General features: G+C 71.6%; 15 protein-coding genes and 1 tRNA gene. 12 read left to right on the plus strand and 4 right to left on the minus strand.

The window, feature by feature from the left end; genetic code table 11:
- The first annotated feature begins 71 nt into the window (after nucleotides 1-71).
- The 4 genes from C1I92_RS04945 to C1I92_RS04960 are packed head-to-tail and all read left to right on the plus strand — an operon-like array spanning nucleotide 72 to nucleotide 4,038.
- Nucleotides 72-1,391: a hemolysin family protein gene (locus C1I92_RS04945; RefSeq protein ID WP_111253560.1), complete on the plus strand. Its 1,320-nt coding sequence runs from the start codon at nucleotides 72-74 to the stop codon at nucleotides 1,389-1,391.
- A 48-nt stretch (nucleotides 1,392-1,439) separates the two neighbouring features.
- Nucleotides 1,440-2,450 carry a tryptophan--tRNA ligase gene (trpS, locus tag C1I92_RS04950; RefSeq protein ID WP_111253561.1) on the plus strand — a complete coding sequence of 337 codons (1,011 nt, stop codon included), beginning with the start codon at nucleotides 1,440-1,442 and terminating at the stop codon, nucleotides 2,448-2,450.
- 5 nt (nucleotides 2,451-2,455) lie between these two features.
- Entirely contained in the window at nucleotides 2,456-3,004 is a 549-nt protein-coding gene (locus C1I92_RS04955) for a 2'-5' RNA ligase family protein (protein ID WP_111253612.1), read from the plus strand.
- Nucleotides 3,001-4,038: a YihY/virulence factor BrkB family protein gene (locus C1I92_RS04960; protein WP_111253562.1), complete on the plus strand. Its 1,038-nt coding sequence runs from the start codon at nucleotides 3,001-3,003 to the stop codon at nucleotides 4,036-4,038. Before C1I92_RS04955 ends, C1I92_RS04960 begins: the two co-directional genes overlap by 4 nt.
- Here the strand turns inward: C1I92_RS04960 and C1I92_RS04965 are convergent.
- Both C1I92_RS04965 and C1I92_RS04970 read right to left on the minus strand, forming a co-directional pair.
- On the minus strand, nucleotides 4,026-5,270 hold the full coding sequence (locus C1I92_RS04965; protein ID WP_146605023.1) for a D-alanyl-D-alanine carboxypeptidase family protein: 1,245 nt from the start codon (nucleotides 5,268-5,270) through the stop codon (nucleotides 4,026-4,028). The two genes, C1I92_RS04960 and C1I92_RS04965, sit on opposite strands and share 13 nt — an antisense overlap.
- A 37-nt stretch (nucleotides 5,271-5,307) precedes the next feature.
- Nucleotides 5,308-5,808 (minus strand): MarR family winged helix-turn-helix transcriptional regulator, encoded by a 501-nt coding sequence (locus tag C1I92_RS04970; protein WP_111253564.1) that lies wholly within the window; start codon nucleotides 5,806-5,808, stop codon nucleotides 5,308-5,310.
- An 84-nt stretch (nucleotides 5,809-5,892) separates the two neighbouring features.
- Here C1I92_RS04970 and C1I92_RS04975 point away from each other — a divergent pair, with 84 nt between their 5' ends.
- Both C1I92_RS04975 and C1I92_RS04980 read left to right on the plus strand, forming a co-directional pair.
- A complete protein-coding gene (locus tag C1I92_RS04975; protein WP_111253565.1) occupies nucleotides 5,893-6,657 on the plus strand; it encodes a trans-aconitate 2-methyltransferase in 765 nt (254 codons plus the stop codon).
- Between the two features lie 162 nt (nucleotides 6,658-6,819).
- On the plus strand, nucleotides 6,820-7,431 hold the full coding sequence (locus C1I92_RS04980; RefSeq protein ID WP_111253566.1) for a hypothetical protein: 612 nt from the start codon (nucleotides 6,820-6,822) through the stop codon (nucleotides 7,429-7,431).
- A gap of 3 nt (nucleotides 7,432-7,434) precedes the next feature.
- Here the strand turns inward: C1I92_RS04980 and C1I92_RS04985 are convergent, their stop codons facing one another.
- Together C1I92_RS04985 and C1I92_RS04990 are read right to left on the minus strand one after the other, a co-directional pair.
- Nucleotides 7,435-8,094, minus strand: coding sequence for a TetR/AcrR family transcriptional regulator (locus C1I92_RS04985; protein WP_111253567.1), 660 nt, complete (start codon nucleotides 8,092-8,094; stop codon nucleotides 7,435-7,437).
- Between the two features lie 22 nt (nucleotides 8,095-8,116).
- Nucleotides 8,117-9,118 carry an acyl-CoA desaturase gene (locus C1I92_RS04990; protein ID WP_111253568.1) on the minus strand — a complete coding sequence of 334 codons (1,002 nt, stop codon included), beginning with the start codon at nucleotides 9,116-9,118 and terminating at the stop codon, nucleotides 8,117-8,119.
- A gap of 112 nt (nucleotides 9,119-9,230) precedes the next feature.
- Between C1I92_RS04990 and C1I92_RS04995 the strand changes: the two genes are divergently transcribed.
- From C1I92_RS04995 to C1I92_RS05020, 6 genes are all read left to right on the plus strand, one after another.
- A complete protein-coding gene (locus tag C1I92_RS04995) occupies nucleotides 9,231-9,638 on the plus strand; it encodes a DUF1801 domain-containing protein (protein ID WP_111253569.1) in 408 nt (135 codons plus the stop codon).
- A gap of 261 nt (nucleotides 9,639-9,899) precedes the next feature.
- Nucleotides 9,900-10,523, plus strand: a complete 624-nt coding sequence (locus C1I92_RS05000) for a hypothetical protein (protein ID WP_146605024.1) — start codon at nucleotides 9,900-9,902, stop codon at nucleotides 10,521-10,523.
- 45 nt (nucleotides 10,524-10,568) lie between these two features.
- Nucleotides 10,569-10,639 (plus strand) — tRNA-Gln (locus C1I92_RS05005).
- Between the two features lie 92 nt (nucleotides 10,640-10,731).
- Nucleotides 10,732-12,186 (plus strand): bifunctional UDP-N-acetylglucosamine diphosphorylase/glucosamine-1-phosphate N-acetyltransferase GlmU, encoded by a 1,455-nt coding sequence (gene glmU, locus C1I92_RS05010; RefSeq protein ID WP_111253571.1) that lies wholly within the window; start codon nucleotides 10,732-10,734, stop codon nucleotides 12,184-12,186.
- Entirely contained in the window at nucleotides 12,183-13,163 is a 981-nt protein-coding gene (locus tag C1I92_RS05015) for a ribose-phosphate diphosphokinase (protein WP_111253572.1), read from the plus strand. Before glmU ends, C1I92_RS05015 begins: the two co-directional genes overlap by 4 nt.
- A 187-nt stretch (nucleotides 13,164-13,350) precedes the next feature.
- The gene (locus C1I92_RS05020; protein WP_111253573.1) at nucleotides 13,351-14,001 is read left to right on the plus strand and encodes a 50S ribosomal protein L25/general stress protein Ctc; all 651 of its coding nucleotides are present in this window, start codon (nucleotides 13,351-13,353) and stop codon (nucleotides 13,999-14,001) included.
- Nucleotides 14,002-14,008 lie beyond the last annotated feature (7 nt).

The raw sequence follows: 14,008 nt of genomic DNA on the forward strand, positions 1-14,008 counted from the left end.
GCCACCCTAGCTCCGGAACCGCTCTAGGATTCTTGGGTGAGCGATCGACATACGTCGGCGGGACCGGGCTCGTGAACCAGGGAACGCTGCTCAACTTCGGCCTCGTGCTGATCTTCATCCTGATCGGCGGGCTCTTCGCGGCGACCGAGCTGGCGCTGGTGTCGCTGCGGGAGAGCCAGCTGGCTCAAATGGCCCAGCAGGGCCGCCGCGGCGAGCGGGTCGCCGGCCTGGCCCGCAACCCCAACCGGTTCCTGTCCGCCGTGCAGATCGGCGTCACCGTCGCCGGCTTCTTCTCCGCCGCGTACGGCGCGTCGACGCTGGCGCCGGACCTCGCGCCGGTCCTGGAGGACTGGGGGCTGCCCGGCGGCGCCGCCGACACGCTCTCGTTCATCGCGCTGACGCTGTTCATCGCCTACCTGTCGCTGGTGCTCGGCGAGCTGGTGCCGAAGCGGATCGCGCTGCAGCGGGCGGCCGGCGTCTCGCTGGCGGTCGCGCCGCCGCTGGACCGGTTCGCGACGCTGATGCGCCCGGTCATCTGGTTCCTCTCCAGATCCACCGACGTCGTGGTCCGCGGGCTCGGCGGCGACCCGTCGGCGCAGCGCGAGGAGATGAGCGAGGACGAGCTGCGCGAGCTGGTCTCCGGTCATGAGGGCCTGAGCGAGGAGGAGCGGCGCATCGTCGGCGACGTGCTCGACGTCGGCGACCGGCAGGTCCGCGAGGTGATGCGCCCGCGCACCGAGGTCGACTTCCTCGACGCGGACATGCCGGTGTTCAAGGCGGTCAAGCTGGCCTCGACGATGCCGCACTCCCGCTACCCGGTGGTCGGCACGTCCACCGACGACGTCGTCGGCTTCGTGCACGTGCGCGACCTGTTCGACCCGGAGGTGTCCGGGCGCAGCATCCGGGTCGGCGAGCTGGTGCGCGACGTGCTCGTGCTGCCCGGCACCAAGCGGGTGCTGCCGGCGATGACGGAGATGCGCCGCGACGGCTCGCACCTGGCCGTCGTCGTCGACGAGTACGGCGGCACCGCCGGCATCGTCACGCTGGAGGACCTGGTCGAGGAGCTGGTCGGCGAGATCCGCGACGAGTACGACACCGACGAGCTGCCCCTGTCCGCCGTCGTCGGTGGCGTGGCCGACGTCGACGGGATGCTCAACCTCGGCGACTTCGCCGACCGCACCGGCCTGCGGCTGCCCGACGGCCCGTACGAGACCGTCGCCGGCTTCGTCGTCGCCCACCTCGGCCGGCTCCCCTCCGTCGGCGACGTCGTCGAGTACGACGGTGTGCGGCTGGAGGTGCTGGCGCTGGACGGACGGCGGGCCGCCCGGCTGCGGGTCCACCCCCGCCCGGAGCCGCCGTCGCCCGAGCTCGTCCCGCCGGTGAACGGCTGAACGGCGCACCGGCGTGTCCCGCGGCGCAGTGACTGACAGAATGACGGTATGACGAACAGTGGCCGCCCGCGTGTGCTCTCCGGGATGCAGCCGACCAACGCGTCGCTGCACCTGGGCAACTACCTCGGTGCGCTGCGGCAGTGGGTGGCCCTGCAGGACGATCACGACGCGTTCTACTGCGTCGTCGACCTGCACGCCATCACCGCCGGCCACGACCCCGCCCAGCTGCGCGAACGCACCCGCGTCACCGCGGCCCAGTACCTCGCCGGCGGCGTCGACCCGGAGCGCAGCACCCTGTTCGTGCAGAGCCACGTGCCCGAGCATCCACAGCTGGCCTGGGTGCTGAGCTGCATCACCGGCTTCGGCGAGGCCAGCCGGATGACTCAGTTCAAGGACAAGTCCGCCCGGGCCGGCGCCGACAGCACCACCGTCGGGCTGTTCACCTACCCGGTCCTGCAGGCCGCGGACATCCTGCTCTACCACGCCGACCAGGTGCCCGTCGGCGAGGACCAGCGCCAGCACATCGAGCTCACCCGCGACCTCGCCGGCCGGTTCAACACCCGCTTCGGCGAGACGTTCGTGCTGCCACAGGCCTACATCCCGAAGGCGACGGCGAAGATCTACGACCTGCAGGAGCCCACGGCGAAGATGAGCAAGAGCGTCGCCGGCTCGGGGCTGATCGAGCTGCTCGACCCGCCCAAGACGATCGAGAAGCGGATCAAGAGCGCGGTCACCGACACCGGGCGCGAGGTGGTCGCCGATGCGCAGAACAAGCCCGGTGTCACCAACCTCATCACTATCCTGTCTGCGTTCAGCGGTCGCTCGGTCCCGCAGATCGAGCAGGACTTCGCCGGGCGGGGGTACGGCGACCTGAAGAAGGAGGTGGCAGCGGCGGTGCTCGATGTCGTCGTTCCGTTCCAGCAGCGGGTCCAGGAGCTCCTCGACGATCCGGCGGAGCTGGACGCCGTCCTCGCCCGAGGCGCGCAGAAGGCCCGTGAGGTGGCCGCGCCGACGCTCGCAACGGTGTACGAGCGCGTCGGGTTCCTCGCCGCGCGGTGACCCGGGTGACACACGCGCCGCGGCCCGGCCAGACCATCGGCCTGGCCGTCCCGATCCCCGAGCCCTACGGCAGCGAGCTGCAGGACTGGCGCCGCTCGTTCGGCGACCCGCTCGCCGACGCGATCCCGGCGCACATCACGCTGCTGCCGCCGACCGTGGTCACCGACGCCGACCGCGCCGGGGTCTACGAGCACCTGGACAAGGTCGCGGCCAGGTTCGCGCCGTTCCGGGTGCACCTGCGCGGCACGGCGACGTTCCTGCCGGTGTCGCCGGTGGTGTTCGTGGCGCTGGCGCAGGGCATCTCCGCCTGTGAACGGCTGTCCGACGCGATACGCACCGGCCCGCTCGAGGTCGAGCTGTCGTTCCCGTACCACCCGCATGTCACCGTCGCCCACCACGTGTCCGAGGAGGCGATGGACAACGCCTTCGACACGCTGGCCGGCTACGACGCCGGCTTCGACGTCGCCGCGTTCAGCCTCTACGAGCACGGGGACGACGGCTACTGGCGGCGCGAGCGCGACTTCGTCCTGACGGGAGAGGCAGCCCGCGTGTGATCGGCAGGCTCCGCGCGGTGTGGGAGCGGCTCCAGCAGACGCTGCCGTTGCGGGCCTGGAAGCGCTACGGCGACCTCCGCGGCAACCGGCTGGCCGGCGCCTCCAGCTTCTACGGGTTCGTGTCGCTGTTCCCGCTGCTGGTGCTGGCCGCCGCGATCGTCAGCGCGATCGCCGGCCCGTCCGGCGTCGCGACCGTGCAGGAGATCGTCGACGACAACCTGCCCGGCCTGCAGATCGACATCGCGTCGTTCCATCGGAACGCGGGCACCCTCGGAGTGATCGGCGCCGGCGTCCTCCTGTTCACCGGGCTCGGCTGGGTCGACTCCGTCCGGGCCGCGGTCCGGTCCATGTGGGGGCTGGACGACCAGCCCGGCAACATCGTCGTGCGCAAGGGCCTGGACATCGTGGCGCTGGCCGGGCTCGGCGTGCTCATCCTCGTGTCGTCCGGCGCCAGTGTCCTCGTCATCTCCTACGCCGGCGACGTGCTCGACTGGCTCGGCTTCGGCACCGGCGGCTGGCTGCTGCGGCTGATCGGCGGCCTGGTCTCGGTGGGCGGCAGCATGGCGCTGTTCGCCTACATGCTGTCCGGGCTGCCGCGGATCGTGGTGCCGTGGCGCAACCTCGTGGTCGTGTCGCTGCTCAGCGCCGTCGTCTTCGAGGTCCTGAAGCAGTTCCTGGTCCAGTACGTCGTCGGGACCGCGTCGCAGAACTCCTATGCCGCGTTCGCCGCGCCGCTGGCCCTGCTGGCCTGGATCTACCTCGTGACGCGGCTGCTCATGGTCGCGGCGGCGCTGACGGCGGAGAGCGCCATCGACGAGCTCGAGGCCGGCGAACGGGCCGAGGCCGCCGGTGGAATGCAGTCGCAGACCCGCGGCCAGGGCCCGGCCCCGGCCGCAGTGCTCTCACCGGGTCAGGTCCGGGCGACGGAGGTGGCGGCCGGCGCGGTGCTCGGCGCGGCCGGGGTGGCGCTGGCGGTGCTCGCGGCCCGGGCCGCGAGCACGGCGCGTGGCGCGTTCCGCCGTCAGCGCGAGTAGCGGCCCGACGACTTCGGCCGGCGACGCCGCAGCGCAAAGCCCAGCCCACCGGCCAGCGCCGCCGCGGCGAGGCTGAGCCACACGACCAGCGGCACATCGTCGGAGCTGCCGCCCGGGCTGGTCAGCGCGTCGCCGTAGTCCTCGAGCGGGTTGCGGCCGAGGATGTCGCCGTCGGCCTCGTCGACGGCCTCGGTCACCATCGCCTCGACCTCGTCCGGCGCGACGAGGTGGCCCACCGGCTGGGCGTCCGGTGTGGCGAAGGCCCAGTCGAACAGCGCGGCGGCCGCGTCCTCGGCGCGGCCCTCCGACCCGAGGACCGTCGCGATGAGAACGCGGCCGTCGCGCTCGACGGCGCCGACGAACGTGTGCCCGGCCAGCGTCGTGTACCCGGTCTTCAGGCCGATCGCGCCGTCGTAGGAGCCGAGCAGCCGGTTCTGGTTCTGGATCTGGAACGTCGCGCCGTCCGAGCCCGGGAAGTCGTAGACCGCCGTGCCGGCCAGCCGGGCGATGGTCTCGTCGTCGAGCGCCTCGCGCCCGATCAGCGCGAGGTCGTAGGCCGACGACAGCTGGCCGGGTGAGTCCAGGCCGTGCGGGGTGACGGCCTTGGTGTCGAACGCGCCGAGCCGCCGGGCCTCGTCGTTCATCTTGTCGACTGTGACGTCCTGGCCGCCGGCCACCTCGGCGATCGCGTGCGCGGCGTCGTTGCCGGAGGCGAGGATCAGCCCGTGCAGCAGCTGGTCGACGGTGTAGGTCTGGCTGGCGACGATGCCGACGCGGCTGCCCTCGACCGAGGCGTCCTCCTCGGTGGCGACGTAGGTCTGGTCCGGGTCCAGGCCGGCGCCCGTGGCCAGCGCCGTCAGCAGCTTGATCGTGCTGGCCGGCGGACGGCGCTCGTGCGGGCTGTAGGCGGCCAGCACGTCGCCGGTCCCGGCGTCGGCGATCAGCCAGGACTGCGCGTCGACGACCGGCAGCGGCGGCGCCGTCGACGACACGAGCGGCACACCGGTGGCGGCCAGCTCCTCGCCGCCGACGATCTCGTCGACGGGCGAGTCGGCCGGCGGCGGCAGGACGGTGGGCGACGGCGTGGCCGGCGCGGTGCCGGACGGCGTCGGCGTGGCGGCCGGCGTCTCGGCGTGGGCCGGCAGCAGCGCGCCCGGGCCGAGCACGACGAGCGTCGCCACCGGCACGATCCAGGCGCGGTGGCTGCGGCGGTAGCGCGCTGCGGAGCCCATGGTCGAGGTCAGACTAACCAGTGACCGGCACGAGCGGTCAGCTCGGTGCGTCGTCGAACGGGAGCACGAGGGTCCGGAGCAGGTCGGCCAGTCGCTTGCGCTCCTGCTCGTCGAGGCCGACCAGCAGCCGGCGCTCGTTCGCCAGCAGCCCCTCCAACGCGGCGTCCACGGACTTCTTGCCGAACTCGGTGAGCCGGACCCGCACCGCGCGCCGGTCGTCCTCGTCGCGGCGCCGGCTGACCAGCCCGCGCGCGGTGAGCTTGTCGACCCGCGCGGTCATCGTGCCGCTGGTGACCAGCGTCTGCGCGAGCAGCACGCCCGGCGACAGCTCGTACGGTTCGCCGGCCCGGCGCAGCGCGGCGAGCACGTCGAACTCCCACGGCTCCAGCCCGTGCTCGGCGAACGCGGAGCGCCGCTCGCGGTCGAGATGCCGGGCCAGCCGGCTGACGCGCGACAGCACCTCCATCGGGCCGACGTCGAGGTCGGGCCGCTCGTGCCGCCACGCCTCGGTCAGCCGGTCGACCTCGTCCTGCGCCATGGATCCGACTCTACGGTGTCGGCCAAGCTTCTTGACGTCGAGAGAGCTATGTGATTTATCTTGACGTCAAGAGAGGTGAGCGTGATGTGGGATCCGGATCGCTATCTGACGTTCGCAGGCCAGCGGGCCAGGCCGTTCGCCGACCTGCTGGCCCAGGTGCCGGCCACGTCCGCCGGGGAGGTCGCCGATCTCGGCTGCGGGCCGGGCACGCTCACCGTCGGCCTGGCGCAGCGCTGGCCGGGCGCGCACGTCGTCGGCGTCGACTCGTCCGCGGAGATGATCGCGGCGACGCCGGACCCGCCGCCGGCCGGCGTCGAGTTCGTCCACGCCGACCTCCGCGAGTGGGCGCCGCAGCGGCCGGTCGACGTGCTGATCAGCAATGCGACGCTGCAGTGGGTGCCCGGCCACCTCGACCTGCTGCCGCGGCTGGCCGGCCACGTCGCCGCCGGCGGCTGGCTGGCGTTCCAGCTCCCCGGCAACTTCGCCGAGCCCACGCACGTCCTGCTGCGCGAACTGGCCGCCGATGACCGTTGGCCGGCGCTGCGCGACCTGGAGCGGCCGGCCGCGCACGAGCCCGCCGCGTACCTCGACGCGCTGCTGGATCTCGGCCTGGCCGCCGACGTCTGGGAGACGACGTACGTCCAGCTGCTGCAGGGTGACGACGCCGTGCTGGAGTGGATGAGCGGGACGGGGCTGCGGCCCTACCTCGCGGCCCTCGGCGACGCGGACCGCGAGGTGTTCGTCGCCGAGTACCGCGACCTGCTGCGCGCCGCGTATCCGCCGGGCCGGTACGGGACGGTGCTGCCCTATCGCCGCATCTTCGCCGTCGCCCACAAGCACGCACAGTGACGCCGACCGGGCCAAACGGCGGCGCATCGGCACGAGTTCCGCCAAATCGCCACGCAGAGTGATCGCCAGGCGCTAACTTCTTCCCTCGTGGGGGGACACAAACGAGCGCCCGGTGGCGCCGCCCAGGCGCTGCGCCACGTCCGTCGCAATACCTTGCGGGTCATGGCGCTCGCCGCGCTCACCATCCCGGTCGTCGCCGTCGTAGCGAGCCAGGGTGAGCCGGTGGCCGGTTGGCGTGACCGGGCTCCGGATGACTCGGAGGGGCAGTATCCGGAGTTCCGCGACTCGCGCGAGTCCTCGGGCACGCCGACGCAACCGGCACCGCGATCCGCGTCGGTCACCCCGTCACCGCAGCCCACAGCGGGCCGCCAGGACCAGGGCGGCCCGCTGCCGGGCCCCACGCCGGGACCCGGCAGCGACACCGGGACGGGCTCGACGCCGGCGCACGGCTCCTCCGACGAGCCGTCGGCCGACGCCCCGTCCAGCGCGCCGCCGGACCGGCCGGACGCCACGCAGGCGCCGCCGTCGCCGCCGGACGATGAGACCGAGGAGCCGCCGCCGTCCCCGCCCGCACCGCCGCCGCCGGAGCAGCCGGCCGAGACCCCGCAGCCGTCGCCGACGCCGAAGCCCCCGGTGGAGCAGCCGAAGCCGTCGCCGACCCCGAAGCCGCCGGTCGAGACGCCGAAGCCGTCCGACCCGCCGGAGCCGCCGGATGACGAGGACGACGGGTCGCTGATCTGCGTGGACGTGCTGGGGATCGAGATCTGTCTGTGACGGTCAGTCGGCGGTGAGCCGGGGCTTGTGCTCCAGTCCGGACAGCCCGTTCCAGGCCAGGTTCACCAGGTGCGCCGCGACGTCTGCCTTCTTCGGCGAGCGCACCTCCAGCCACCACTGGCCGGTCAGGGCGACCATGCCGACGAGCATCTGCGCGTACATCGGCGCGTGCTTGGTGGCGAAGCCACGGGACTTGAACTCCGCAGCCAGGATGTGCTCGACCTGGCTCGCCGCGTCTGAGATGAGGCTGGCGAACCCGCCGGTGGAGTGCGCGACCGGCGAGTCGCGGACCAGGATGCGGAAACCGTCGGTGGACGCCTCGATGTAGTCCAGCAGTGCCAGCGCGGCGCGCTCCAGGATCACCCGCGGGTGCGTGGCCGAGCCGAGCGCCGTCGTGATGCGGTCGAGCAGCAGCTCCATCTCGCGGTCGACGACGACGGCGTAGAGCCCTTCCTTGCCGCCGAAGTGCTCGTAGACGACCGGCTTCGAGACGCCGGCCCGGGCCGAGATCTCCTCGATCGAGGTGCCGTCGAAGCCGCGCTCCGCGAACAGCGCGCGGCCCACGTCGAGCAACTGCTCGCGCCGCTGCTTCCCCGTCATCCGGACTCTGCTGGGTGTGGCCCGTGGCCTTGTCGCGACGTCGTCGGTCACGCGCCCCATCATGCTCCCGTGGTGCGACAGAATCTCACTCCGCGATGAGAGTGGCTTCGCCGCCGTAGTCGTCGACGCGCTTGGACCTGATCCGTTCCGGGCTCGGCCAGCGCACGTCCCACACCCAGCCGGCCTTCTCCATCGCCCAGATCACCCGCGCACTGGAGTCGATCTGGCCCTTGAGGACGCCGTGCCGCGCACAGGTCGGGTCGGCGTGGTGCAGGTTGTGCCAGGACTCGCCCATCGACAGGAACGCCAGCCACCACACGTTGCCCGACTTGTCGCGGCTCTCGAACGGCCGCTCGCCGATGGCGTGGCAGATCGAGTTGATCGACCAGGTGACGTGGTGCAGCAGGCCGATCCGGACCAGCGTCGCCCAGAAGAACGCCGTCAGCGCGCCGTGCCAGGACCACGTCGCCAGCCCGCCGATGATCGGCGGCAGCAGGATCGACAGCGCCACCCACAGCGGGAACAGCTTGCTGATCCGGCGGATGTCGTCGTCCTTGATCAGGTCCGGCGCGAACTTGCGCTGGTCGGTCTGCTCGACGTCGAACAGCCAGCCCATGTGCGCGAACCACATGCCCTTGATCAGCGCCGGGACGGTCTCGCCATAGCGCCACGGGGAGTGTGGGTCGCCCTCTTTGTCGGCGAACTTGTGGTGCCGGCGGTGGTCGGCCACCCAGCGGATCACCGGGCCCTCGACGGCCATGCTGCCGGCGATGGCCAGCGTGTTCTTCACCGCGCGGTTCGGCTTGAAGGACTTGTGCGTGAAGTGCCGATGGAAGCCGACGGTGACACCGTGCCCGGTGAACGCGTAGAAGGCCACGGCGAGCACGACGTCCAGCCAGCTCAGATAGCCGCCCATCCACGCGACCGGGATCGCGGCCAGGATTGCGACGAACGGCACGGCGATGAACACGCCGATCGTGATGCGTTCGCCGAGCGTCTGAGTGTCACCCGACAGCGTCCCGAGGGGGAGCTCGCTCTGCTGCGTGGTCGGGGACTGCGGGCCTTTCGCCGTGTCCGTGGAAGCCATGGAGTCTCCGTGTGTAAGGGGAACCTTCCTTACGGCACCGTAACCTACGATGCCGTAGGTCGTATAGTCCGGATCTTCCTATGTGTCCAGGGTTACCGCCATGATGGGGCGCATGGCGGAGCTGAAGACCACGCGCAACGACGGCAGCGTCGACGAGTTCCTCGCCGCCGTCCCCGACCCCGGCCGCCGCGCCGACGCGGTCGCCGTCTGCTCCCTGATGGCCGCGGTGACGGGCGCGCCGCCGGCCATGTGGGGCGTCGGCATCGTCGGCTTCGGTTCCCGGCGGCTGCGCTACGACACAGGGCGGGAGCTCGACTGGTTCGACGTCGGCCTCTCGCCGCGCAAGCAGGCGCTGACCCTCTATCTGCCCGGCGAGCTGTCGGGGTATGCGGACCTGTTGGACCGGCTGGGGCCGCATCGGCTCGGCAAGGGCTGCCTCTACGTGAAGCGGCTCGCCGACGTGGACGCAGGCGTGCTCGAGTCGGTGCTCCGGCGCGCGGTGACGGAGACGGAGGACTGACCTCGACGAATTGACGACTATGAGTAGCAATGCAAAGCTCTGATCATGGTCGGACGATTGGTCGATGACACTGAACTGGCGGACCGAGTGCGCGCGATGCGCGCAGCCGGGAAGACCTACGACGACATCAGGTGGGAGCTGGGCATAGGGGCCGGCACCATCAGCCGCATGCTCGGCGTGGCCGGCAAGGGCCGAGCGCGGCCGCGGGTGACGGACGCGCTGCGGGGGCGGGCTCGCGCACTGCGGACCGACGGGCGGTCGGTGCCGGAGATCGCCCGCGAACTGGGCCTGGCGAAGAGCACGGTCTGGCTGATCACCAAGGACATCGTCTGGACGCCGGGTCCGGACGGCGCCAGCCGCCGCGCTGCTGCCGGCCGGGCGTACTGGGCGAAGGAGAACGCTCTTCGCCAGGCCGAACGGGACCGCGTGACGAACGGCGTCCTGGAGTCGTTCGGCGAGCTGACGGATCGAGAACTGCAGATCGCCGGCGCCGTCGCCTACTGGGCGGAGGGGACCAAGTCGAAGCCCTGGAAGCTGCGGGAGCGGCTGAACTTCATCAACAGTGACCCCGACATGATCCTTCTCTTCATCGTCTGGCTGGAGAGGCTCGGGGTCGATCGCTCCCGGCTCAAGTACCGCGTCAACATCCACGAGTCCGCCGATGTCCCGGCTGCCGAGGCCTACTGGGCCGACGTCGTCGGGGTTCCGGTCGAACAGCTTGACCGGGCGACCCTCAAGCGGCACAACCCGAAGACGGTACGGAAGAACACCGGCGAGGCCTATAACGGCTGCCTCGTGATCACCGTGACCAAGAGCGCGCCGGAGTACCGGATCATGGATGGCACGTGGTCTGCTGTCGCGAAGGCGGTGCGGTCGAGGCGATAACGTAGAGGAGTGCAGGCGGCGATGTGACAGTCGTCGGACAATCTTTCCGCCGTGGTGTAATGGCAGCACGGGTGACTTTGACTCACTCTGTCCAGGTTCGAGTCCTGGCGGCGGAGCTTCGTTCGAATCCTGGTCGGGTTCTCGTCGGCCCGGCCGGGCGGGTACCCTCGGAACCGAGCCCGCCACCGAAGCCGAGGAGCACGAACGCGTGACTACGCGCCCGGCCGCCGTCGTCGTTCTCGCCGCTGGCGAGGGCACCCGGATGAAGTCGTCCATCCCGAAGGTCCTGCACGAGGTCGCCGGCCGGAGCCTGGTCGGGCACGCCGTCGTCGCGGCGCAGGAGCTGAAGCCTGATCACCTGAGCGTGGTCATCGGGCACGGCCGCGATCTCGTCGCCGCGCACCTGGCCGAGGTGGCGCCCGGCGTCACCACGGCGGTGCAGGAGCAGCAGCTCGGCACCGGCCACGCCGTCGGGGTCGCGCTGGACCAGCTGCCCGAGCTCGACGGCGTCGTGGTGGTGACGTACGGCGACGTGCCGCTGCTGACCGGCGACACACTGCACGAGCTGGTCGACCAGCACGTGGCCGACGGCAACGCGGTCACCGTGCTGACGGCGAACGTCGCCGACCCGACGGGGTACGGGCGCATCGTGCGCGAGGCCGACGGCGGCGTACGCGCCATCGTCGAGCACAAGGACGCCGACGAGGCGATCCGCGCGATCACGGAGATCAACTCCGGCATCTACGCCTTCGACGCCGCCGTGCTGCGCCAGGGGCTGGGTCGCATCACTACCGAGAACGCGCAGGGCGAGCTGTACCTCACCGACGTGCTGGGGCTGGCGCGGCAGGACGGCCGCCGGGTGGGCGCCGTCGTCACCGCCGACGCGTGGCAGACCGAGGGCGTCAACGACCGCGTCCAGCTGGCCGCGATGACCCGCGAGCTGAACCGGCGCCTCACCGAGAAGTGGATGCGCGCCGGCGTCACCATGATCGACCCCGCCACGACGTTCATCGACGTCACCGTCGTGCTCGAGCGCGACGTCGTGCTGCGGCCCGGTGTGCAGCTGCGCGGCGCGACGGAGGTCGCGGCGGGCGCGGAGGTCGGCCCCGACACCACCCTCGTCGACACCGTCGTCGGCCCCGGCGCCAGCGTCGTGCGCGTGCACGCCGACGGCGCGCAGATCGGCGCGAACGCCACCGTCGGCCCGTACACGTACCTGCGGCCGGGCGCGGTCCTGGGAGAGAAGGCCAAGGCCGGCGCGTACGTCGAGATCAAGAAGTCGACGGTCGGGCCGGGCGCCAAGGTGCCGCACCTGACCTACGTCGGCGACGCCACCATCGGCGAGGGCGCCAACATCGGCGCCGGCACGATCTTCGCCAACTACGACGGCGTCGCGAAGCACCCGACCACGGTCGGCAAGCACGTGTTCGTCGGCAGCGACTCGGTGCTGGTGGCGCCGGTCGAGCTGGCCGACGGCAGCTACGTCGCGGCCGGCTCGACCGTGGTGTCCGACACCGCGCCGGGTGAGCTGGCCGTCGGGCGGGGCCGGCAGCGCAACATCGCCGGCTGGGTGGCGCGCAAGCGTCCGGGCAGCAAGACCGCCGCCGCGGCCGAGGCCGCCGCGGCGGACACCACGGGCGACGACGAGGGGGACGAGCCGTGACGGGGATCCGCGCCACAGGCACGAAGACGTTGATGCTGTTCGGGGGCCGTGCGCACCCGCAGCTGAACGAGGAGGTCGCCGAGCACCTGGGCGTCAGCCTGGTGCCGAGCAAGACCTACAACTTCGCCAACGGCGAGATCTACGTGCGGTTCGAGGAGAGCGTGCGCGGCAGCGACGCGTTCGTCATCCAGAGCCACACCGCTCCGATCAACGAGTGGATCATGGAGCAGCTGATCATGGTCGACGCGCTGAAGCGGGCGTCGGCCAAGCAGATCACCGTCGTGATGCCGTTCTACGGGTACGCCCGGCAGGACAAGAAGCACCGCGGCCGCGAGCCGATCTCCGCCCGGCTGGTCGCGGACATGTTCAAGACCGCCGGCGCCGACCGCCTGATGGCCGTCGACCTGCACACCGCGCAGATCCAGGGCTTCTTCGACGGCCCGGTCGACCACCTGTGGGCGCTGCCGATCCTGGCCGGCCACGTGCAGGAGAACTACCAGCCCGAGAACATGACGGTCGTCTCGCCCGACGCCGGCCGGGTCCGGGTCGCCGACGTGTGGGCCGACCGGCTGGGCACGCCGCTGGCCATCATCCACAAGCGGCGCAACCCCGAAGTCGCCAACGAGGTGAAGGTGCACGAGGTCGTCGGCGACGTCCAGGGCCGCACCTGCCTGCTGGTCGACGACATGATCGACACGGCCGGCACCATCACCCAGGCCGCCGAGGCGCTGATCGACGCCGGCGCCGAGGGTGTCGTGGTCGCCGCGACGCACGCCGTGCTGTCCGGCCCGGCCGTCGATCGGCTGAAGAACTCGGCCGGCATCAAGGAAGTCATCGTCACCAACACCCTGCCGATCCCGGAGGACCGCCGGTTCGACAAGCTGACCGAGTTGTCGATCGCGCCGCTGCTCGCCCGGGCGATTCACGAGGTGTTCGAAGACGGTTCGGTCACCAGCCTCTTCAACGGCAACGCGTAGCCTCCTGGGGAGGTATGGGGCCGGTTTCACATCGGGGCTGCTCCAGGGCTAGACTTCGAGGGTTGCCTCGGCGAGGGTGTGTGCTCTGACCACACCGTGATCGACGCGGTGCGCAGTCGGTGCGCGCCCTTTGCCCGAGCCCGACGTGTCGCTGACCGCCCACCGTGCTTTCCGAGGAGTTCTCACCGTGTCCGACGTCAAGATCGCCGCCGAGCTGCGTACCGAGTTCGGCAAGGGCGCCGCGCGCCGCCTCCGCCGCGCCGCCAAGGTTCCCGCGGTCCTCTACGGTCACGGGACCGACCCCGTCCACCTGGCGCTGCCGGGCCACGACACCATGCTCGCGCTGAAGACGCCGAACGTGCTGATCACGCTCGACATCGACGGCCGCGGCAGCGAGCTGGCGCTGCCCAAGCACGTCCAGCGCGACCCGCTCAAGGGCTTCATCGAGCACGTCGACCTGCTGCTGGTCAAGCGCGGCGAGAAGGTCACCGTCGAGGTCGCGATCGTCGTCACCGGCGAGGCCGCGCCCGGCACGCTGATCAACGTCGAGCACCCGACCGTCTCCATCGAGGCCGAGGCGACCCACCTGCCCGGGAGCATCGAGGTCTCCGTCGAAGGCCTGGAGGAGGGCACCCAGATCCTCGCCAAGGACCTCGTGCTGGCGAAGGGCTCCGCGCTGGGCGGCGACCCCGAGCAGCTGGTCGTCAACGTCACCGCCGCGCCGACCGCCGAGCAGCTCGAGGGCGAGACCGAGGAGGCCGCCGCCGAGGAGGCCCCGGCCGACGAGGCCGCTGCCGCCGACGAGGCTCCGGCCGACGAGGCCGCCGACGAGTCCTGACGCACGT

Source organism: Jiangella anatolica (assembly GCF_003236295.1).
Classification (GTDB): Bacteria; Actinomycetota; Actinomycetes; order Jiangellales; family Jiangellaceae; genus Jiangella; species Jiangella anatolica.

Bases quoted from the DNA above. Each gene is read 5' to 3' on its own strand.
- C1I92_RS04980 (WP_111253566.1), top strand. From the start codon at position 6,820: ATGGCGCTCGCCGCGCTCACCATCCCGGTCGTCGCCGTCGTAGCGAGC.
- C1I92_RS04965 (WP_146605023.1), bottom strand. From the start codon at position 5,270: ATGGGCTCCGCAGCGCGCTACCGCCGCAGCCACCGCGCCTGGATCGTG.
- C1I92_RS04990 (WP_111253568.1), bottom strand. From the start codon at position 9,118: ATGGCTTCCACGGACACGGCGAAAGGCCCGCAGTCCCCGACCACGCAG.
- C1I92_RS04995 (WP_111253569.1), top strand. From the start codon at position 9,231: ATGGCGGAGCTGAAGACCACGCGCAACGACGGCAGCGTCGACGAGTTC.
- trpS (WP_111253561.1), top strand. From the start codon at position 1,440: ATGACGAACAGTGGCCGCCCGCGTGTGCTCTCCGGGATGCAGCCGACC.
- C1I92_RS04975 (WP_111253565.1), top strand. From the start codon at position 5,893: ATGTGGGATCCGGATCGCTATCTGACGTTCGCAGGCCAGCGGGCCAGG.
- C1I92_RS04970 (WP_111253564.1), bottom strand. From the start codon at position 5,808: ATGGCGCAGGACGAGGTCGACCGGCTGACCGAGGCGTGGCGGCACGAG.
- C1I92_RS04985 (WP_111253567.1), bottom strand. From the start codon at position 8,094: ATGATGGGGCGCGTGACCGACGACGTCGCGACAAGGCCACGGGCCACA.